Source organism: Alteromonas sp. CNT1-28 (assembly GCF_022348345.1).
Classification (GTDB): Bacteria; Pseudomonadota; Gammaproteobacteria; order Enterobacterales; family Alteromonadaceae; genus Alteromonas; species Alteromonas macleodii.
In genome coordinates, this window is the sequence record NZ_JAKREZ010000006.1 from 259,802 (window position 1) to 279,220 (window position 19,419).

The 19,419-nt window shown below is 44.5% G+C and carries 19 protein-coding genes; 13 read left to right on the forward strand and 6 right to left on the reverse strand.

The features are described from left to right. Positions 1 to 758: 758 nt before the first annotated feature. The 7 genes from mlaF to murA all read left to right on the forward strand — a co-directional run bounded on the left by mlaF (position 759) and on the right by murA (position 5,466). The gene (gene mlaF / locus MHN02_RS05900) at positions 759 to 1,559 is read left to right on the forward strand and encodes a phospholipid ABC transporter ATP-binding protein MlaF (RefSeq protein WP_239245046.1); all 801 of its coding nucleotides are present in this window, start codon (positions 759 to 761) and stop codon (positions 1,557 to 1,559) included. Then, positions 1,556 to 2,332 carry a lipid asymmetry maintenance ABC transporter permease subunit MlaE gene (gene mlaE / locus MHN02_RS05905; protein ID WP_014948350.1) on the forward strand — a complete coding sequence of 259 codons (777 nt, stop codon included), beginning with the start codon at positions 1,556 to 1,558 and terminating at the stop codon, positions 2,330 to 2,332. Before mlaF ends, mlaE begins: the two co-directional genes overlap by 4 nt. Before the next feature lie 9 nt (positions 2,333 to 2,341). After that, on the forward strand, positions 2,342 to 2,815 hold the full coding sequence (mlaD, locus tag MHN02_RS05910) for an outer membrane lipid asymmetry maintenance protein MlaD (protein WP_014948351.1): 474 nt from the start codon (positions 2,342 to 2,344) through the stop codon (positions 2,813 to 2,815). 118 nt (positions 2,816 to 2,933) lie between these two features. After that, entirely contained in the window at positions 2,934 to 3,599 is a 666-nt protein-coding gene (locus tag MHN02_RS05915; RefSeq protein ID WP_014948352.1) for an ABC transporter substrate-binding protein, read from the forward strand. After that, positions 3,596 to 3,904, forward strand: coding sequence for an STAS domain-containing protein (locus MHN02_RS05920; RefSeq protein WP_239245048.1), 309 nt, complete (start codon positions 3,596 to 3,598; stop codon positions 3,902 to 3,904). Before MHN02_RS05915 ends, MHN02_RS05920 begins: the two co-directional genes overlap by 4 nt. A 29-nt stretch (positions 3,905 to 3,933) precedes the next feature. Then, entirely contained in the window at positions 3,934 to 4,191 is a 258-nt protein-coding gene (locus MHN02_RS05925; protein WP_012517351.1) for a BolA family protein, read from the forward strand. A gap of 12 nt (positions 4,192 to 4,203) precedes the next feature. Then, positions 4,204 to 5,466, forward strand: coding sequence for a UDP-N-acetylglucosamine 1-carboxyvinyltransferase (gene murA / locus MHN02_RS05930; RefSeq protein ID WP_014948355.1), 1,263 nt, complete (start codon positions 4,204 to 4,206; stop codon positions 5,464 to 5,466). A gap of 145 nt (positions 5,467 to 5,611) precedes the next feature. On the opposite strand, the gene MHN02_RS05935 is transcribed toward murA, so the two are convergent. From MHN02_RS05935 to MHN02_RS05945, 3 genes are all read right to left on the reverse strand, one after another. Beyond that, positions 5,612 to 6,682, reverse strand: coding sequence for a trypsin-like peptidase domain-containing protein (locus MHN02_RS05935; RefSeq protein ID WP_239245051.1), 1,071 nt, complete (start codon positions 6,680 to 6,682; stop codon positions 5,612 to 5,614). Positions 6,683 to 7,101: 419 nt separating this feature from the next. Further along, on the reverse strand, positions 7,102 to 8,463 hold the full coding sequence (locus tag MHN02_RS05940) for a DegQ family serine endoprotease (protein WP_239245125.1): 1,362 nt from the start codon (positions 8,461 to 8,463) through the stop codon (positions 7,102 to 7,104). Between the two features lie 88 nt (positions 8,464 to 8,551). After that, positions 8,552 to 8,986: a DUF1043 family protein gene (locus MHN02_RS05945; RefSeq protein ID WP_014948358.1), complete on the reverse strand. Its 435-nt coding sequence runs from the start codon at positions 8,984 to 8,986 to the stop codon at positions 8,552 to 8,554. 255 nt (positions 8,987 to 9,241) lie between these two features. Between MHN02_RS05945 and zapE the strand changes: the two genes are divergently transcribed. The 3 genes from zapE to MHN02_RS05960 all read left to right on the forward strand — a co-directional run bounded on the left by zapE (position 9,242) and on the right by MHN02_RS05960 (position 13,364). Then, positions 9,242 to 10,339 (forward strand): cell division protein ZapE, encoded by a 1,098-nt coding sequence (gene zapE, locus MHN02_RS05950; protein ID WP_014948359.1) that lies wholly within the window; start codon positions 9,242 to 9,244, stop codon positions 10,337 to 10,339. A gap of 330 nt (positions 10,340 to 10,669) precedes the next feature. After that, positions 10,670 to 11,392 carry a YebC/PmpR family DNA-binding transcriptional regulator gene (locus tag MHN02_RS05955; RefSeq protein WP_014948360.1) on the forward strand — a complete coding sequence of 241 codons (723 nt, stop codon included), beginning with the start codon at positions 10,670 to 10,672 and terminating at the stop codon, positions 11,390 to 11,392. Positions 11,393 to 12,422: 1,030 nt separating this feature from the next. After that, the gene (locus MHN02_RS05960) at positions 12,423 to 13,364 is read left to right on the forward strand and encodes a hypothetical protein (RefSeq protein WP_171338358.1); all 942 of its coding nucleotides are present in this window, start codon (positions 12,423 to 12,425) and stop codon (positions 13,362 to 13,364) included. A gap of 148 nt (positions 13,365 to 13,512) precedes the next feature. Here MHN02_RS05960 and MHN02_RS05965 read toward each other — a convergent pair whose 3' ends face one another. Both MHN02_RS05965 and MHN02_RS05970 read right to left on the reverse strand, forming a co-directional pair. Beyond that, positions 13,513 to 13,944 (reverse strand): group 1 truncated hemoglobin, encoded by a 432-nt coding sequence (locus tag MHN02_RS05965; RefSeq protein WP_171338359.1) that lies wholly within the window; start codon positions 13,942 to 13,944, stop codon positions 13,513 to 13,515. Positions 13,945 to 13,956: 12 nt separating this feature from the next. Next, positions 13,957 to 14,904 carry a DUF3034 family protein gene (locus tag MHN02_RS05970; protein WP_171338360.1) on the reverse strand — a complete coding sequence of 316 codons (948 nt, stop codon included), beginning with the start codon at positions 14,902 to 14,904 and terminating at the stop codon, positions 13,957 to 13,959. A gap of 273 nt (positions 14,905 to 15,177) precedes the next feature. On the opposite strand from MHN02_RS05970, the gene MHN02_RS05975 reads away from it, so the two are divergent. Beyond that, on the forward strand, positions 15,178 to 15,834 hold the full coding sequence (locus MHN02_RS05975) for an NAD(P)H-dependent oxidoreductase (RefSeq protein WP_171338361.1): 657 nt from the start codon (positions 15,178 to 15,180) through the stop codon (positions 15,832 to 15,834). A 42-nt stretch (positions 15,835 to 15,876) separates the two neighbouring features. Here the strand turns inward: MHN02_RS05975 and MHN02_RS05980 are convergent, their stop codons facing one another. Beyond that, on the reverse strand, positions 15,877 to 16,152 hold the full coding sequence (locus MHN02_RS05980) for an alpha-E domain-containing protein (protein WP_014978406.1): 276 nt from the start codon (positions 16,150 to 16,152) through the stop codon (positions 15,877 to 15,879). 251 nt (positions 16,153 to 16,403) lie between these two features. Between MHN02_RS05980 and MHN02_RS05985 the strand changes: the two genes are divergently transcribed. Then, positions 16,404 to 16,718 (forward strand): hypothetical protein, encoded by a 315-nt coding sequence (locus tag MHN02_RS05985; RefSeq protein WP_239245054.1) that lies wholly within the window; start codon positions 16,404 to 16,406, stop codon positions 16,716 to 16,718. An 84-nt stretch (positions 16,719 to 16,802) separates the two neighbouring features. Then, on the forward strand, positions 16,803 to 19,370 hold the full coding sequence (secD, locus tag MHN02_RS05990) for a protein translocase subunit SecD (RefSeq protein ID WP_239245057.1): 2,568 nt from the start codon (positions 16,803 to 16,805) through the stop codon (positions 19,368 to 19,370). The last annotated feature ends 49 nt before the right edge of the window (positions 19,371 to 19,419 follow it).

Genomic DNA, 19,419 nt, shown 5'->3' on the forward strand with positions numbered 1-19,419 from the left:
GTCGCAAAAAGAGTGCCATTTGCCTATGCTCGCAGCGTTTTATTTTCGCCAAATACTGTCAATTGACGTAAATTTCCGCTGAATACGCAAATTAGGTCGCACTTACACACACAAGACTTCATATTCAGTTTCAGTTAAGAAACAACAAAATAGGATGGAGTCAATGTTAAGCGTAAAGATTGCTAGGGAAGGTTAGGCACTTAAACGTGAGATACCGAATACCAGTCCGCATAGATAATTGCCCACTCAGAAGGCGCTGGCAAGTTTCCTAGCGAAGCGTGGGAATACAGGAATGGCTGTTCCCTTTCAAATTCCCAGAATGAAGCTAGGAAGCTTGCCAGACCTTCCCGAAGGGCGAGTTTAAAATGTCCGTACTCTTTGTTGTGTTAACTCTCGCTGCGTGGGTAATAATCTATACGGACTGGTATATATTCGTCTTAATCGAACATAACTTGTAACTTTTTGACTTTGGCGAGGGGCTTGAAAAAGCGTACAATGCCCTTAAATTACACCGCCCAGACAAGGTGTTCTATACCGTGTCTGGCGATAGAAATTCAAAAAAGTACACTGGAGAGTAAACTTTTTTGATTTTATGCGCTCATAAAGTAAACTGTGCAGTAAACCTTAAGAGTAGATCAAGTGAAGGCACAGAAATTGAATACTCACTTACTCTTATAATTTTAAAATTTTCTAAGTGGATTGAACGCGTTATTTTATAAGCTCTCAATCCAACGTCAGGGGTCGACATTTAAGTAACTATGGATCATTTAGTTGAAGTAGATAACCTTACCTTTAAGCGCGCTGATCGCATCATTTATGATGGGATATCGCTAAAGGTACCCAAAGGCAAAATTACTGCGGTAATGGGGCCAAGTGGTATAGGTAAAACCACGCTGCTGCGCCTTATTGGCGGGCAGTTAACGCCAGATGAAGGTGACGTTAGATTCGACGGCGATTCGATTGTTTCTATGTCGAGAAAAACGCTATATGAGACACGTCGTAGAATGAGCATGCTTTTTCAAAGTGGTGCGCTTTTTACCGATATGAGTGTGTTCGATAACGTGGCGTTTCCACTTCGCGAACATACAAAACTTTCTGAAGACGTTATTGCGACAATTGTCGCTTTAAAGCTACAGGCAATAGGATTGCGCGGTGCAGCTCAATTAATGCCTAGTGAATTGTCTGGTGGTATGGCGCGCAGGGCTGCTTTGGCAAGGGCAATTGCACTAGATCCAGATTTAATCATGTACGACGAACCCTTTGCCGGACAAGATCCTATATCAATGGGTGTGCTGGTTAAGCTTATTCGTGAATTAAACGACGCACTTAATCTAACCAGTATTGTGGTGACTCATGATGTCACTGAAGTACTGACCATTGCCGATTATATTTATATCTTAGCTGACAAGCGGGTTATCGGTGAAGGAACGGCGCAGCAAATCAAAGAAAGTGACTCTGAATTAGTCCAACAGTTCTTGAAAGGAAAAGCAGATGGTCCGGTACCATTTCATTATCCTGCACCTGATTTGAAAGCAAGCTTCTTGGGGGCAGATAAATGAAGTTCTTCCAATCAATAGGCGCTAAAACGATAGGGAAGGTCACTGCGGTTGGTCGAGCAGCTCTTATGTTATTCGGTGCGTTAATCGCTGTTCCTCGGCTTAAAAATGTACCGCTGGTGATTAAGCAATTGTATGTAGTGGGCGTTCAGTCGCTACTCATTATTATGGTGTCGGGGTTATTCATCGGCATGGTAATGGCGCTACAAGGCTACACCATTTTGGTTGATTATGGCGCAGAAGGTAGCTTAGGCCCCATGGTCGCACTTTCATTGTTAAGAGAGCTTGGTCCGGTAGTTACCGCATTGCTTTTTGCTGGGCGAGCTGGCTCAGCCTTAACAGCTGAAATAGGCTTAATGAAAGCCACTGAGCAGCTGAGTAGTTTAGAGATGATGGCAGTAGACCCGCTACGACGTATTGTCGCACCGCGTTTTTGGGCGGGAATGTTAGCGATGCCTATGCTTGCCATTATTTTCAGTGCCATTGGTATTTTAGGCGGCCACTTAGTGGGTGTTGATTGGTTAGGCGTTGATGCAGGCAGCTACTGGTCAATTATGCAATCGACAGTAGATTGGAACCAGGATGTCATAAACGGCGTAATAAAAAGCCTCGTGTTTGCCTTGGTTGTGACGTGGATTGCCATATTTAAAGGTTACGATTCTATTCCAACATCGGAAGGGATCAGCAAAGCGACTACCGAAACGGTGGTCTATTCATCATTAGCAGTATTAGGGCTGGACTTCGTGCTAACCGCCCTTATGTTTGGTATCGAGTAGGGGATTGGAATGAGTAAGTATAAAACGGAAGTAATGGTTGGTGTGTTTGTCATGCTTACAATCGGTGCGTTGTTGTTATTGGCACTGAAAGTAGCAAACCAAACGGTAGCCACCGAAGGCGATACCTACACGTTATACGCAAAATTCGACAATATTGGCGGCTTAAAGCCGAGATCGGCAGTAAAGGTTGGTGGGGTAACGGTTGGCCGTGTGTCATCGATTACGCTAGACCAAGAAGATTTTACGCCAGTGGTTGAGCTGTCAATTTTAAATGAATACAACGGCTTTCCAGAAACTAGCTCTGTGTCTATTTTGACCTCTGGTTTGCTAGGCGAACAGTATGTTGGCTTCCAACCTGGCTTCTCTTTCGACGGTGTCGCTAATTTACAGAATGGCGATTACCTTCAGGATACTAAGTCAGCTTTGGTTCTTGAAGATCTCATTGGTCAGTTCTTATTTAATCGCGGAAGCGACGAAGACTAATCGCAGTATTACGGCCAGACGTATATTACCAGGTCGTTAAATTATTCCAGCGGCGTGATGAAACTTATTGGATTGCCATCAGGTCTGCTAAATAGAGTTTTAAGTTAGGAGAGTAATTTTGAAAAAGTTTATGGTAGCACTTGGCATCTTCATGATGTCTGTAGCGGGCATAGCGAATGCACAAGAAGTTAATGAACAAAACCCGTATGAATTGGTTCAAGACGTAGCAAACCGTACGTTTGAGCGCATCAAAGCGAACCAAGCAGCGATTAAAGCTGATCCTGAAATGCTACGCACTATTATGGAAGAAGAATTAGTACCTCATATCGACTACAAATTCGCTGCTTTTATGGTACTAGGTAAACACTTTAAGTCAGTACCTCAAGAGAAGATGGGCGAGTACATCAGCGTATTTCGTCAATATTTGGTAACAACCTACGCTGTGGCAATGGGCTACTACGACAACCAAGAAGTCATCTTTGAGCCTGAATCATCTTTTGATGATAAAAAATCAGTAACAGTGCGTGCAGTGGTTCAAGATCCAAACCGCCCTGAAATCAAAATTGCTTTTAAAGTTCGTAAAGACAGTAAAACGAACGAGTGGAAAGCCTACGATATGGTTGCTGAAGGCATCAGCATGCTAAACAGCAAGCGTAGCGAATTTGAATCAATCCTTCGTCAAGACGGTATCGATGCAGTTATCGCACTAATGCGCGACAAAATTGGTAAGCCAGTTGAGCTCAAGCAAGGCGAGCCAATCGAAATCGAAGGAGAGGCTGAGTGAGCCTATTCGAGGTAAACGACAAAGGCAATGTAGTGGTTCACGGTCATCTTGACCGTGAAACGCTGTCGAAGAATTTCTGGGATAGTTTGGACGGAAATGAGCGTAGTACCTTGATTAACAATAAAAGATGTCTTGTTGATCTAAGTGATGTTGAGCGCGCAGACAGTGCAGGTTTGGCTTGGCTTATTAATGCCGTTAGGGATGCAAAGCAAAATGGTGTTAGCATGCGCCTATATAAAATGCCTGAGAAGCTACGTAAGCTTGCTAAAATAAGCGACGCAGATAGCTTTTTACCCGTAGAATAAACACCCGTTAGCGAATTAAGAAGTAAGTTATGGAATTGTCTGAAATTGAAAAAATCTTGAAAGATGCGTTAGACCTTCACGAAGTCCATGTAAAGGGCGAAGGTTCGCATTTTAATATTATTGCGGTAAGTGATGCTTTTAATGAAATGAGCCGTGTGAAGCGCCAGCAAGCGGTATATGCGCCTTTGGCTGATAAAATTGCAGACGGCAGCATGCATGCAATTACCATCAAGACGTTTTCAGTAAAAGACTGGGAGCGTGAGCGCCAGTTTAATATTCCTCAATAATAGGCGTAGCACGTGGATAAACTCGTAATTAAAAAGGGCCCTGCGCTCAACGGTACCGTGCGCATCTCTGGCGCTAAAAACGCGGCCTTGCCATTGTTGATGACAAGCTTGCTGACCGACTCTCCTTGTCGTTACACCAACGTTCCTCGTCTTCGTGACATCAATACAACGACGGCACTTTTGCGTGAATTAGGGGTTGAAGTCGCACTACCCGCACCTAACGATATCGTTATCGATGCGAGTACGCTACAAAGCGTTACAGCGTCCTATGAGTTAGTACGTACTATGCGTGCGTCTATCTTGGTACTTGGCCCACTGTTAGCTAAGCAAGGTAAAGCGAATGTCTCTTTGCCCGGTGGCTGTGCTATAGGTGCGCGCCCGGTAAATCTTCATTTAACTGGCCTTGAAAAGATGGGCGCGAAGATTGAAGTAGACGAAGGCTATATTCGAGCCGAAGTCGATGGGCGTCTGAAAGGTGCGCGTATTTTCATGGATATGGTAAGCGTGGGTGCCACTGAAAACCTACTGATGGCAGCGGCGCTGGCTGACGGAACAACCATTCTTGAAAACGCGGCACGCGAGCCCGAAATCGTTGATTTAGCAAACTGTCTTATTCAGATGGGCGCGAAAATTAGCGGTGCAGGAAGCGATAAAATAACCATTGAGGGCGTGGAAACCTTAAACGGTTGCGATTATGCAGTACTGCCTGACCGTATAGAAACCGGTACTTTCTTGGTAGCGGCCGCTGTGACAGGTGGGAAAATACGCTGTACTCATGCGGCGCCAGATACATTAGATGCGGTGCTAGATAAGCTAGAGCAGGCCGGAGCTAAAATCACCACTGGTGATGACTGGATAGAGCTAGACATGGAAGGGCGCAAACCACAGGCTGTGCGAGTTAAAACCGCACCACACCCAGCATTCCCTACGGATATGCAGGCGCAGTTTGTTACCTTGAACTGTGTTGCCGAAGGCACGGGCGTAATTACAGAAACCATTTTTGAAAACCGCTTCATGCACGTGCCAGAGTTACAACGTATGGGCGCAGAAATCGCGTTAGAAGCGAACTCAGCAGTGTCTAAAGGCAGCTCAAGCCTTAAAGGAGCTCCGGTAATGGCTACTGACCTGCGCGCGTCGGCAAGCTTGGTGATAGCTGGGCTCATCGCAGAAGGTGAGACTCACGTGAATCGCATTTATCACTTAGACCGTGGTTATGAAGCCATTGAAGAGAAGCTGGGTGGCTTGGGTGCCATCATTGAAAGAGTGAAAGAATAACTCAAGGTTTCGCACTTCTACGAAAAAGCGCCAGATAGCATATCTATCTGGCGCTTTTTTTGTGTCTATTATTTATGCGGGCTGGTATTAAATCTTCACGTTTAAAACTCGGGAAGCCGAACTAATCTGCCAGCTCCAACAATACTTATTGACCAGCGCGAAGCTCTGCGACCGTTGCCGTAAGAGTAATTGAACGCCCGTCGCGGCTGAGCTCAATTTCAAGTTCAGTACCGGGCTCGGTTTCGGCAATCATATCCAACGTTTTTGATGCGCTTTCTAAACGTACGCCGTCTATGGCTACAATGATGTCGCCAGGGCGGATACCCGCGATGTCGGCAGGGCTGCCTTTAGCTACTGCTGAAACGTCTATGCCTGGTCGGTTGCGGTTTTCACCGCCAACAAAACCAAGCTGCCCGCGAACAACACGTCCATTGCTGATAATTTCATCCATGACTCGCTTAGCTAATTCGTAAGGCACGGCAAAGTTAATGCCGTCTACATTGCGAGCGCGATTATTTGAATCTAGCACTTGGAAGTTGGCGTTAGTGATACCCAGCAAAATACCATTGCTATCTACCAGCGCGCCACCAGAGTTACCTTGGTTCAAAACTGCGTCGGTTTGAATGAAATCAACATAATTAGATAGACCATTTCGTCCGGCTCTGCTTACTATGCCTTGAGTAATGGTTTGTCCCAAATCGAAAGGATTACCAATCGCCATCACCACATCACCCACATGGGTGTCAGGTTCTGACACCTGAGGAATAATGTGCAGGTTATCAGCGGTGACTTTTAACACGGCAAGGTCGGTCAGTGGGTCGGTGCCCACAATTTGCGCTTCCAAAATACGTCCATCTTGAACCGCTACGTAAATGCTATCTGCATCTGCAACTACGTGGTGACAGGTAAGCAAATAGCCATTTTCTGTCATGATAACGCCAGAACCCAAATTGGTGCGCCCACGAGATTGATTTCTGAATAGGCCTGAACCGTTCTCAATACTGACGCTGTAGATATTGACTACTGCAGGCGCAGAGCGACTTAGGGCAGTAAAATAGCTTTCGCGACTAGCGCTTACTGAGGGGGAGTTAAAGAACCCTTGAGCAAGGCTTTTGCCTTGACGTAGATCAGGTAGGAAAACTAACAGTAATGCAGCAACAGCTACGCCAAGAAATACAGATTTTAGTAAGAAGTTAAAAATTGAGCGGCCAGTCACAAATCACACTTTTTGTTATCTGTCGCACTTAATTAATACGTGCCGTTAACTCAGCACTACTTCACAATCTTAAAGCGCAACATTCTTAAATTATCATCTTACGGCAAAGGATATCACTTTATTTAATAAACTACCGTAATGAAACGCAAATTTTGTGCAACTCAATTTGCACTAGCATGTACTTCAAAACCTTTCATGCTGTTCATACAGCCTTATTTACGTGGACATAGGTGTAGCTCGAGAATGCGGCTTATCAGAGGAGTCCGTAAAGAAGCCCCGTTAGGAAGCTAGGATCACAATGTTTTCAACGGTTATCATCTGAAAACAAAAACGGCGCTTATAAAGCGCCGTTTTTATGCCAACCCTCAGCTTGGACACCGACGCGTCTGAGCTGAGGATGTAATTGAAGAGCTAAATTGCTACTGTCTGATTACCAAATAAAGCGTAGAGTTTCCACGTTTTACATTGAGTGCGATAACGCCTTTGGCTTCGTCTAGTGCATTTCTGAACTCTGCAACCGTAGACGTACGTAAGCGGTTAACGCCAATTATCACATCATCAGATTGAAGGCCAATTCGCGCCGCAGGCGCACCACGCTCAATATCAGAAACCACTACACCAGCATTACCAGCATCGTCAGTGCCGTTAGACAGGGTTGCACCTTCTAGGGCTGGGTGAATTTGAGCAGCCGTCACTGTCGTGTCTGTAGCGTCATCTAATACAACGTCTACATTCATTTTCTTACCTTTGCGCATAACGGTGAGCTCAACTTCAGCGCCCGCGCCCATACTCGCAATTTTTGCGCGCAGTTCTTGGAAGCTATGAAGTTTACGACCATTAATGGCAGTAATAATATCACCGGCTTGCAGACCACCTTTTTCAGCGGCAGAGTCTGGCTGCACTTCGCTCACGAACGCACCAATGTTCACTTCCGCATTCATGGCTTCGGCAAGGCCCGCGTCAATATCGCTACCTAAAATGCCTAACAGGCCACGGCGTACTTCACCAAACTCAGCAATTTGATCAATTAGGCTTTTCATCATATTGGCAGGAATAGCAAACCCAATACCGACGTTGCCGCCGTTAGGACCAAAAATAGCGGTGTTGATACCAACCAGTTCACCGTGAAGGTTGACCAATGCGCCACCTGAGTTACCTCGGTTAATTGCTGCGTCGGTCTGAATAAAGTCTTCATAACCGCCAATGTTCAGGCCAGAGCGACCCAGAGCGCTTACAATACCAGAGGTAACCGTTTGAGAAAGACCAAACGGATTACCAATAGCTACTACAAAGTCGCCTACGCGCAGCGCGTCAGAATCGGCAAGCGGTAACGCTTTTAAATCATCAGGTTCTATTTTAAGTAGCGCGATATCGCTTTGCTCGTCAGAGCCTAGCTTTTTCGCTTTAAACTCGCGACCGTCAGTTAACTTAACAGTGATTTCATCAGCATTATCAACAACGTGGTTGTTGGTAACAACATAACCTTTATCGGCATCAATGATGACACCAGAACCAAGACCTCGGAAAGGGCGTTCTTGAACCTGCTCTTGCGGGGCGCCGAAGAAGTAGCGAAACATCTCGGGTACACGCTGCGTAGAGGTTTGTGTTCCTTCTACCGCAATGCTTACTACCGCTGGGGTAGCTTCTTCTAGCATAGGGGCTAAAGAGGGAACTTCATCTTTCTTATCAGAAAAAAACGGTAACGCCGCCTGTGTGCTAGCAGTAAAGCCCAATGAACTTACAACAACGGCAGACGCCAATAGACAATGGCGGAAAGACATTTTCATGTTCGCTTACACTCCTTCATGTTATATGCGACATAGCATGGTTTCACTAAAAGAGTCCGAGGTCGTGATAAAGTTCCCGATGTTACTGTTTTTCTGCGGTATTCTTATCAGATCCGCCGACGAACAGCCCAGAACCCGAGTTAGCGAAGTCTCTTGGCTGTGTGTCAGACACACGCTGAACTCTCGATTTGTCAGACCCTTTTAGGTTGTTACGTAAATACGTAGTTGCTTGTTCCCCATAAAAAGGAACTTTGCTGTCATCATCGCTGCCTTGCTCAAGCAGCAATTCATACTCTTCAATTTGTTGCTTTAAGGTTTCGCACTGGCTTTCAATGCTCTCTAAGCTTTGACGAGTTTGATGAATGTGGTGTTGCGCCTGCTGTGCGAGGATCTCTTTAACTTGCTTCTCAGTCTGTGCAGTATTGCCTGCGCCCTGCTTTTGTTGAAAAAAGCGACCTGCGAAAAAGCCAATAATTAACCCAACTACTAACAAAGCAAGAGATACTAACAATTCCATTATATTCTCCGAATCAATCTACATCTTGCAGCCGACCTTTACTTCTACGATCTAAAAGCTGCTTTCGACCATACGCTGAATATAGCAAGGTCGAACCCGAAAAGCGCATACATCGTGACATTTATTCGGTGTATGTCGAATTTCAATGTGAGATTCTACCGTGATTTCCATTAAAATTAAGGTCATAATTGAGAAATTCAAGCAGGTCGGTGCAGCAAGCGCCGCTATTGACTTTTGTACGGAGTGGTTTCGGCGATGACGCCATGGGAAAAATATCAGCTAGATCTTCAGTCGTCTGACTTTCATTACGACGCGGCGCAAGAAAATGCAGTAAAAGAACTTCAACGTTTGTTTGATGAACTTACCCAACCTGAAAAGAAAACGACGTGGCGGGTAAAGTTAAAAGCAGCGTTTGGGAAAGGCCATGCGAAGCCTGGTATCCAGGGCATTTACTTTTACGGTGGTGTTGGGCGAGGCAAAACCTATTTAGTAGATACATTCTACGACTGTTTGCCTTTCGAAAAGAAAATGCGCGTGCATTTTCACCGCTTTATGTACCGTGTGCACGATGAACTAAAGCAGCTTAAAAACGCACAAGACCCGCTAAAGCTGGTAGCGGCTAAGTTAGCAAAAGAAGCGCGGGTAATATGCTTTGACGAGTTTTTCGTGTCTGATATAACCGATGCCATGATCTTAGGCACGTTAATGGAAGAGTTGTTTGGTCACGGTATTGTGCTGGTGGCGACGTCAAACATAGTCCCTGACGATTTGTATAAAAACGGATTACAGCGTGCGCGGTTCTTACCTGCTATCGATCTACTCAATCAGAATACCCGCGTGGTAAACGTTGATAGCGGTATTGATTATCGTCTTAGGACGTTAGAGCAAGCCGAAATTTATCACTACCCACTTGATGGCGAAGCCACCGAAAACTTGCATAGCTACTTTTCTCAATTAGCTCCGGAAGAAGGCTCTAAAGGCGAAGATATTGAGGTGAACAACCGAAAAATACCGACGCTTAGAAACGCTGACGGGGTATTGATGATTGATTTTAAAGCCTTGTGTGGCGGGCCCAGAAGCCAGAGCGACTACATTGAGTTAAGCCGTTGTTATCACTCCGTGCTTTTAGCCAATGTTAGGGAAATGGGCCAGCATAATGACGATGTGGCGCGTCGTTTTATTGCGATGGTGGACGAATTTTACGAGCGAAATGTAAAGCTGATCATATCTGCAGAAGTCGCGCTGGAAAGCTTGTACACCGAGGGGCTACTTAATTTTGAGTTCAGGCGCTGTCTTAGCCGCTTAAAGGAAATGCAGTCACACGACTACCTAGCAACCGAGCATTTGCCGTAAACATAAATATGGGGTCAGAGTACATTTTGACCTCATTAAAAATGTGAAAGCTACCAACCTACACCCTTTCTAGGGGCGTTCACATTGGTATTACACGAAAATTAAGGTAGAATTTCGCCCAAATTTTTTGTGTCGCTTAGCCTACCGTTATTTTGGGCAGTGTTTCGCTTGGCAATTTCTAGCACCGTCGCGTTCGAACATTTATTGAAACGTCGAGTTCGGCAATGCTACCAAGTAAGGCAGAGCGATGCGCCTGATGAACGGTCAGGCAACAGGTAGCCCGATAAAACCCAACGCAGCATTTCAAATTGCGAGAAAGAGAATTTTAAGATGGGAAGAGCATTCGAAGTTCGTAAAAACGCCATGGCAAAAACTGCCGGCCAAAAAACTAAAGTTTATTCTAAATACGGTAAAGAAATTTACGTATGTGCGAAAAATGGTGGTGCCGATCCAGACACCAACCTTTCACTTCGCCGCCTAATGGAAAAGGCGAAGAAAGACCAAGTACCAAGCCACGTTATTGAAAAAGCGATTGATAAAGCCGCTGGTGGCGCTGGCGAAGATTTCCAGCCTATGCGTTATGAAGGTTTTGGCCCAGGTAACTGCATGGTCATTGTTGACTGCTTGTCTGACAATGCAAACCGCACCATCACTGAAGTACGTAACTGCTTTACTAAAACCAACGCGAAACTTGGTGCACAGGGTGCGGTATCGCATATGTTCGATCACCAAGCGGTATTCCAGTTTGAAGGTGACGACGAAGACGCTATCCTAGAAGTGCTAATGGAAGCCGACGTAGACGTAACTGATGTTGAAGTTGAAGACGGTAAAGTTACAGTTTACGCGCCACACACTGAATTCTATCAAGTAAAAACAGCGCTAACTGAAGCCTACCCAGACATTAGCTTTATTGCAGAAGAAATGAGCTGGATGCCTCAGACCGAAACTGAGATAAGCGAAGAAGACATGCCGATGTTTGAAAAATTCATGGACATGCTTAACGACTGTGATGACGTGCAAGACGTTTACCACAACGCGATTACGCCTAACTAATTATTCGTAGAAAGTAGTTGAAACTGTGCCTAGTGGCAATTGTTGAATTGAGAGGCACAGTTAGCTTTTTCAATATAAGAAAAGCCTTATTGATAATCACAATTTTTAATGTTTCATGCGCATTCGCTCAAAAAACTGAAATTCACTTGACCCTTGCTCTTAATTTGAGGTTCGTAAACTGAATGTGGGCGCTTTTGCCTTTTGCTCACAAAATGGTGATGTTGACACTGAGTTAGCTGTAGGTAAGCCTCTAATTTCTTTTAACATCACCTTGCACTTAATCACATAACTGAAACCAATAATTTAATTTTTCAATTTAAATCAATTTATTGATAAAATGTTGGTTTATGAGCTGTTGAAGCAGCGTTGATAGAGTCATGTTGTTAAGCAAAATTCCTATTTTTAATCACGCGAACAACATTTTTGCCGCGCGAAACGTTATTAATTTAAGCTTCGTTTAGCATTAGCGGGTGGTTTTGTACCAGGCCCCTATCTTACAGGTTCGCTGGTCTATATCTTTGGGGTTTTATCCTCCCGTTTTATTATTACCGACCAATGGCTTTTTCGTAGAAAGCGAACACGTTTTTCGCACAATTTACCGCGAAATCACTTAAAAAGAGTGATTTGATTAAATTAATAGTTTTAAATAAAAAAGTTGTCCGAGGAACTTGCTAAATCTTGTAAAAGGTAAACAGCCAAAATTTCTCTTTTGTCGTTTACGACTGCCGCAATTTATCCGTATCAATAAGAGCAATCGATATACACTTTAATTATTAATGGAATTTTTGTGTAGCAGATATGCCGCGCTTTATCAGCTCATCTGTAACGCTGCTAATTGGCAAGGAAAGGTGCTAAGTAGAAATGCTAGGTAAGTAAAATTCATTGTGTCGAATAATTTTACATTTACAACATCTATCTTTTAGTTTAATCGATATTATCAACAACTTATTCATTGGCACCAATTATGCTGCATTCAACCTGACATATTAAGCGGTAATGTCGAATTTGACTACACATAAAGGATTTGTTTATGAAGAACATAAAGACATTTTCGCTTTTACTATTTATTTTTGGTTCGCTACAGACTCATGCAAGTGTTATCACTAGTGCGGGTACATTTTTTGATACAGATATTGCTTATGCTGGAGTTGGTGGATTAAGAGGAAATGGAAGTGGAGACATAACGCTTTCAGGTACCTCAGGGTCCATCGAGCAGGCTTATCTCTATTGGCACGGACCTACTAATTCGAGCGACCCATCGTTCAACGCTAGTGCATTATTTAATGGTACGAGCATAGTTGGTACTAATATAGGCTTTTCCGATGACAACTTCTGGGGTCAAGATAATAGCCAAGCCTACAGAGCCGATGTTACGAATATTATCACCGGAGACGGTATCTACAGCCTATCTGGCCTAAGCCCGAATAACAGCAATGGCGCATCACTAGTTGTTTATTATGATGATGGGGATGATAGCAACAATACTGATGTTGTTACTTTCGAAGGCAATGACGCAAATTTCGATAATATTTATGATCCCTTAGGATGGGACACTTCATTGTCAGGAATAAATTATAATTCAGGGTCTGCAAGACTGTTACTAGGAGTCTCCGATGGTCAGAGTTTTGCGGATGGCCTTTTTAGCATTAACGGCTCGGTTGTCAACGTTGACTTTGATGGTTTGAGCGTCCCCGCAACGGCTGGCTCATCGGTCACGAATGGTGCTTTATGGGATCTATTCGAGTTTGATGTTACCTCTTACCTAACAGTTGGGCTCAATTCGCTCAATATAAGTTACTCTGGCGGAAGTGACGCTTTGAGTGCTATTCACTATCAGGTAATATTACCCGCTGGCGCTGCACCAGATCAGCCTGGTGATGTAGTTGCAGTCTCAGCACCTTCTATATCGGCTTATTTTATTTTAGTTCTTGCTGGGTTGATTTTTTGTACACGATGCAATCAACTTTCTTGAATAAATTTTGCGATAGCAATCAATTATCGAGTGTTTCTAGGCATCAATTGCCAAAAGAAACACTCAATAATTTAGTTGTTTAAAAGTACGGATTCCAAAATTTATTATTTTAAAATTTAGTAGTATTTACTCAAGGCACTAAAGAGTTTTACAAGCCAACCGTCTCGTACTTAATGGGCGCTAGCAGCTTAAGAATGCGGTTTTCTTGTTGATAGGTTAGCCCCACATCGCGCATCGCACCTTGGACATACTCCACCAATATGTAAAATTCACGCTCCTTAATATTGAGACCCGTGTGAGACTCCAACATTGTTTTTCCATCATATTCGCAAGGCCCGCCAATAAGCTCGCATGTTTGCAATACAAGTTGATCTCTTAAATGTTTTTTGGGAACACCTTTGAAATAATGACCAATTACGGGGTCAGTGTAAATTCGTGTAATCGCTACGCCGTATATGGTATTGAGCGTTTTATGGCCGCCAATTTCTTCATAAAGGCTTTGTTCAGGAGCGCTGGCGCATGCGGTTATCAATAAGCTTAACGCAGCAATTACCATTAACCGGAAGCAGTGTCTGATCATTTCGTTCCCCTATCAAAAAGTGCTGTTTACCGTTAGATAAAATCCTGAAGAACTTTCTTGCAAAGGTAAATTGCCCAAATCCACATAGGCAGCGGTAATTGAAATAGATTTATTTGGGAAGTAGGCAATAAACGCATCAACAACGGTGTCTTCTTCAGCTAAGCCTCCTAATCGATTGGTTTGCGTTCTAAACTCTGTGCCAATTGCTGTGGTAGGGCTAATTAATACCGCTACAGAGCCCTCCCATTCGAGCTTAGCGCTATCGTTGTTTTCAGAACCAAATCCAAGTAAGCCAAACACATTCGCCTTCGTATATCGCGCGGTAAGATTGGTGAGTAAATTATAACCTGATGGGGTGCCCAACCACAGTTTCGTGGCTGAAAGGTAAACGTCGGTACCACTGTCGTCTGTCGCTCCTAGCAGCATTGGTACGCCTACGCCGGGCAAGGGGGTCGTACCGTCGGGTAGCGAAAGAGAGCTGTCGTAGTCTCTGTTTTTCTTGTATTGTGCGCCGATGGATATTTGGGGTATCCATGAGTTTTGAGTAAAGACGCCATCGCCAAGAACCTTAACTTTTGCACCGATTATATCTTGCTCAATGGTGGTGCTGTTGGCGTTTGTAATAGCACCTTCTGTGAGTAACGCGAAAACGTTGCTTGTTAACCCTGAAGCAATATCGAGGCGCTGTCGCTGCACGCTAAGCTCTATACGGTCAAACAAACTAACACTTGCCCCTGCTGTTGTAAGGGAATAATCGCTTAGGCTTAAGTACTGAATATTTGCCGAATAACTGACCTCTTCTTTACTCGCGTATCCGCCAATAAATGCCCAAGGCGTAATGCCGCCACCCGCAGTGCCCTCGAAACCTGTAATACCACCAGATGCAATTAAGCGAGATCCACTGTCTGCGAGTACGGGAGACGATGCGAGAAAAAGAGGGAGGAGTAAATGCCTAATCATAAGGTAAACCTAATGTTTTTAAATGGTTTTTTGTAATTCTATTGATCAGCATAGCGCTTAACCCATGAATTGTGAAATGCACGCTGCTGGCGGTATTAACTATTATCGAATTTTTATTATCAAAAAATATTTGAAACTGATTCGTTTTTTATGGGGCTTATCATTGAAAAGCTGAATCTATACCATACACGCCATATTCATTGAGTACTTTAATTTTCTGTTCGCTGCATTCATGCGTGAACAACAAATAGCAGACGTATTGAGGAGTTAGTTGTGTCTCATCCAATTATTGAAGATTTAAATAAGCGTTACACGGTTAAACAGTACGATGCGGGTAAACGCATTTCAGCTGATGATCTGGCGACAATTCTTGAGGCGTTGAGACTTTCAGCGTCTTCAATCAACTCTCAGCCATGGAGATTTGTGGTTGTTGAAAGTGATGAAGCCAAGCAGCGTTTACACGATAGCTTTGCCAACAAGCATCAGTTCAATCAGCATCACGCTAAAGAAGCATCGCATACTATTCTGTTTGCCTATGACCCTAAATTTACAAAAGAGAAATTTGTAAAGCGTGTCGATGCAGAAGTATCGTCTGGTCATCTACCCGAAGATATGCGTGAAAACTTCATGGGCGCTTACGCATTTGCTGAAGCGAACACCGATGAGAACGGTAACAACGCGGCTTGGACCAAAGCGCAAGTTTATCTAGCGCTAGGCAATGTTCTTCACACGCTGGCGCGTTTAGGCATAGCGTCTACGCCGATGGAAGGTGTTGACGCCGAACTGCTTGGCGAACAGTTTAAAGATGAGCTAGACGGGCACGTTTGCGAAGTGGCACTTGCCATGGGCTATCCAGATACAGAGCAAGATTGGAACCATGGTCTACCTAAAGCACGCCTTGCAAAAGAAGATGTGATCGCGGTTGTGTAATACCTGACTACACAAGGTTGCTATGTATATAACAAAGCCCGCTTAGCGCGGGCTTTGTTTTGTCTTCTTACTTTTGTGTTCTGGCTTCCATTTCCAGCGTTTACTTATAACTTCTGTTGGAATAACGTCTGTGATTGTGCGCGCATTATCTCTTGCGTATTGAAGGGAATTCAATATGGAAGACGGATTGCGTGTGTCTACCGTAAGGAACTTAACGACATTCTCCTGGCTGTATTCATTATAAATGGCCTCAAATGGCTCGCGATTTCCTGTTATGTCTAGCAATGGCTTCATTGCCAATTGATATACAAAAAGCAAATAAAATCACCTTGTATCCAAGTGAGTAAACTTACAAGAAGAAGCGATGGGCAGAAATGTAAAACCCAAAAATTATGTGCTTCAACGGTAATCTCGTTACTCACGATATTGAATAATGTATACTCATCCCAATATATGCGCTATAAAACAGCGCGTGTTTTAAGCACGACTTTTCCTTCACAGATAGACAATTCACTACTTTGAGAGCACTAAACTTTCGCCACGGGTTTTCGTCCTACATGCCGCTTTTCATGGCATGGGTACTCTCGTGTCTCATCCTTAGTGCAAGCTTCCAAAGTGGTCAAATTAATAATGAAGTTGAAGTAAGTCAGCAGTCACCACTTGCCCAATTTAACTACGCGGGCAAGAGCTATTCGTTACGGTTTACCGGCACTAAGCTAGAAAACAGTGACGATCAAGGCGATGGGCCCGAGGCAATTGTTGAATTGACCTTGGGGTTTATTGCTCTGGCTATTGTGCTGTGTTTGGGTATGGCATATGTTGTACCCCGTGCTCGCCAACACTACCGCCAACCTTCTCGCGGACCACCTTTATCCCTGAGCTAATTCTCTTTTTGCCTTATTGCGCTAGCACGTTCGCTTAGCTGCATATTAAGGCGCTTTAAAAATTTAATTATTCAGGATTCTAAAATGGCACGATTTTCATTTCGTGGCTTTGTGTATGTGCTCATCGTTATGCTCGGTTTACTGAGCGCTGCGCCCAACATATTGCCACAATCAATTAAACAGCAACTACCTACGTGGTACACCACTTCCACACTATCTTTAGGCTTAGATTTGCAAGGTGGTTCGCATCTGCTATTAGCCGCAGACACCAACGCCTTGTTTGAAAAGCAACTAAATAGCTTTTCGAGTGACTTACTTAGCGAATTGCGCAGTCAAAACGTGCGCTATACAAAGACGTCTCATTCACTCACTCATAAAGATAGTCGTTCTGGAAGTGTCGTCTTTACATTGCGTAATGCAGATGATGCTAGAAAAGTTAACGATATTGCCTATCAAATTTCCGCTCAGCCAAATGGTTCAAGTGCACTTGATGTAGAGATAAAGCAAAGCACCGTTACCCTTACGCTTAACGAGCTATATACCGAACAACTGGTTAAAGACACGTTAAGCCGAAGTGTTGAAGTAGTTCGAAAGCGTTTGAACGAAACGGGGCTTACTGAGCCTAGCGTTACTCTACAAGGCAAAGACGCCATTTTAGTTCAGATGCCGGGTATGTCTGACCCCACCCAAGTTAAAAAATTATTGGGCACTACCGCACAAATGACTTTTCACTGGGCCGCGAATAGCCAGTCTGAGCAGGTTATGAATAAGCAAGATGCGGCGGGTAATACCTATCGCTTAGAGCAAAAAGTGGCGCTAGAAGGTGAGCATATTACTGATGCGGCAGGTGTCTTAAGTAGTGAAAATGGCCAGCCAGTAGTGACGTTCCGATTAGACAGCGCAGGTGCCAAGCAGTTTGCCACTATGACACGTGACAACATCGGCCGTGTGCTTGCTATCGTCCTTGACGACAAAGTGGTTACAGCCCCCGTCATAAATAGCGTGATTCCGGGTGGTCGTGGTGAAATAACCGGTAACTTTACATTGCCCGAGGCGGGCAACACTGCACTAATGCTTCGCACTGGTGCGCTACCTGTGCCACTTACCATTATTGAAGAGCGTACGGTGGGGCCAGATTTAGGCAGCGATGCAATTCAAACCGGAGTGGAAAGCGGCGTGGCAGGTGCGTTACTGGTATTGGCATTTATGGTGGCGATTTATGGCAGGTGGGGCGCTATCGCAAGTTTTGCTCTTTGTATCAATATGGCGTTGGTGTTTGGCGCATTAACCCTGTTTGGCGCAACCCTGACGTTACCGGGCATAGCAGGTTTGATCCTAACCATGGGCATGGCGGTCGATGCGAACATTTTGATTAATGAACGTATTCGTGAAGAAAGTAAAAAAGGTCGTCCGGCAGCCAGTGCAATAGAAGTGGGTTTTGATAAAGCGTTCGCGACTATTGTGGATTCAAACTTCACCACACTAATAGCGGTAAGTTTGTTGTTTATGTTTGGAAGCGGCCCTATTAAAGGGTTTGCAATTACAATTGCCCTTGGTCTGGTGTCTTCGGTATTTACTGCTGTAGCCCTAACTAAAATGTTAATGCTAAGAGTGGTTAAGTCGAAGCACAAGAATACGCAAGATCGCGCGCAGCAGCGCGTTCCTTTGCGTTTTTCATCACCGCTTTTGCGGTTAAGCGATAAGCTAAGCGGTATTAATTTTCTGGCAAAGCGTAAAATTGCACTCGCTGTTTCTGTCGTGCTTACGGTGCTTTCAATCGGGCTATTTGCTAAGCCAGGCTTACATTATGGCGTCGACTTTACCGGTGGCACCATGATTGAGTTGACCGCACCAACCCTTACTACCGATGAGCTAAGGAATGTGATTGAAAGCAATGGCTTTGATCAAATAGCAATTCAAGAATATGGCAGTGAACATCACTATTTATTGCGAGCCCCTGTTCTAGATAGCAGTGGCGAGCTTGAAAATAGCAACGCAAAGCAGACTGACGCACTAAAGCGTGCGATTTCGCAAGCCGACAGTGAGGTAAGTTTTGATAAAATTGATATGGTTGGACCCAAAGTCAGCGGAGGCTTTGCCGAGCTATCCATTCTAGCATTGCTTATCGCAGGTGGCGGCATGTTGGTGTATCTGTGGGCACGCTTTGAAGCGCATTTTGCGAGCGCAGCGCTGCTAACCGTGATACTCGATTTAACCAAAACCATAGGCTTTTTCGCGCTTACGGGCATCGAATTTAACTTAACGGCTGTCGCAGCACTGTTGGCGCTCATTGGTTACTCTATAAACGATAAGGTGGTGGTGCTTGATCGCATCCGTGAATTATTGCGTTTAGACCCAAACAAGCCATTGGCAGATACTATTAATGAGGCCGTGAACAGCACGTTAAGCCGCACGGTATTCACTTCCGTTACCACGCTGTTGGCATTGTTACCGATGGCTATTTTTGGCGGTGATGCAGTAGAAAGTTTTGCAGTCCCTATGGTTTTTGCTGTCGTGATTGGCACGTCATCGACCTTGTTTATCACCTCTACGCTGCTGTATTTGTTGGGCAGCAGAAGAGAGAAACAAGGTAAAGCGCAGTTAAAGCCTACTGCAGAAGAGATTAAGGCTTCGTTGTCGCACATCCCTTAGGCGGCACAAGTTCCTTAACCCCAATACCTCAGCGGGCTCTTGTACCTCA

Bases quoted from the DNA above. Each gene is read 5' to 3' on its own strand.
- mlaD (WP_014948351.1), top strand. From the start codon at position 2,342: ATGAGTAAGTATAAAACGGAAGTAATGGTTGGTGTGTTTGTCATGCTT.
- MHN02_RS05965 (WP_171338359.1), bottom strand. From the start codon at position 13,944: ATGATCAGACACTGCTTCCGGTTAATGGTAATTGCTGCGTTAAGCTTA.
- secD (WP_239245057.1), top strand. From the start codon at position 16,803: ATGGCACGATTTTCATTTCGTGGCTTTGTGTATGTGCTCATCGTTATG.
- MHN02_RS05955 (WP_014948360.1), top strand. From the start codon at position 10,670: ATGGGAAGAGCATTCGAAGTTCGTAAAAACGCCATGGCAAAAACTGCC.
- zapE (WP_014948359.1), top strand. From the start codon at position 9,242: ATGACGCCATGGGAAAAATATCAGCTAGATCTTCAGTCGTCTGACTTT.
- MHN02_RS05925 (WP_012517351.1), top strand. From the start codon at position 3,934: ATGGAATTGTCTGAAATTGAAAAAATCTTGAAAGATGCGTTAGACCTT.
- MHN02_RS05970 (WP_171338360.1), bottom strand. From the start codon at position 14,904: ATGATTAGGCATTTACTCCTCCCTCTTTTTCTCGCATCGTCTCCCGTA.
- MHN02_RS05945 (WP_014948358.1), bottom strand. From the start codon at position 8,986: ATGGAATTGTTAGTATCTCTTGCTTTGTTAGTAGTTGGGTTAATTATT.
- MHN02_RS05960 (WP_171338358.1), top strand. From the start codon at position 12,423: ATGAAGAACATAAAGACATTTTCGCTTTTACTATTTATTTTTGGTTCG.
- mlaF (WP_239245046.1), top strand. From the start codon at position 759: ATGGATCATTTAGTTGAAGTAGATAACCTTACCTTTAAGCGCGCTGAT.
- mlaE (WP_014948350.1), top strand. From the start codon at position 1,556: ATGAAGTTCTTCCAATCAATAGGCGCTAAAACGATAGGGAAGGTCACT.
- MHN02_RS05940 (WP_239245125.1), bottom strand. From the start codon at position 8,463: ATGTCTTTCCGCCATTGTCTATTGGCGTCTGCCGTTGTTGTAAGTTCA.
- MHN02_RS05985 (WP_239245054.1), top strand. From the start codon at position 16,404: ATGGCATGGGTACTCTCGTGTCTCATCCTTAGTGCAAGCTTCCAAAGT.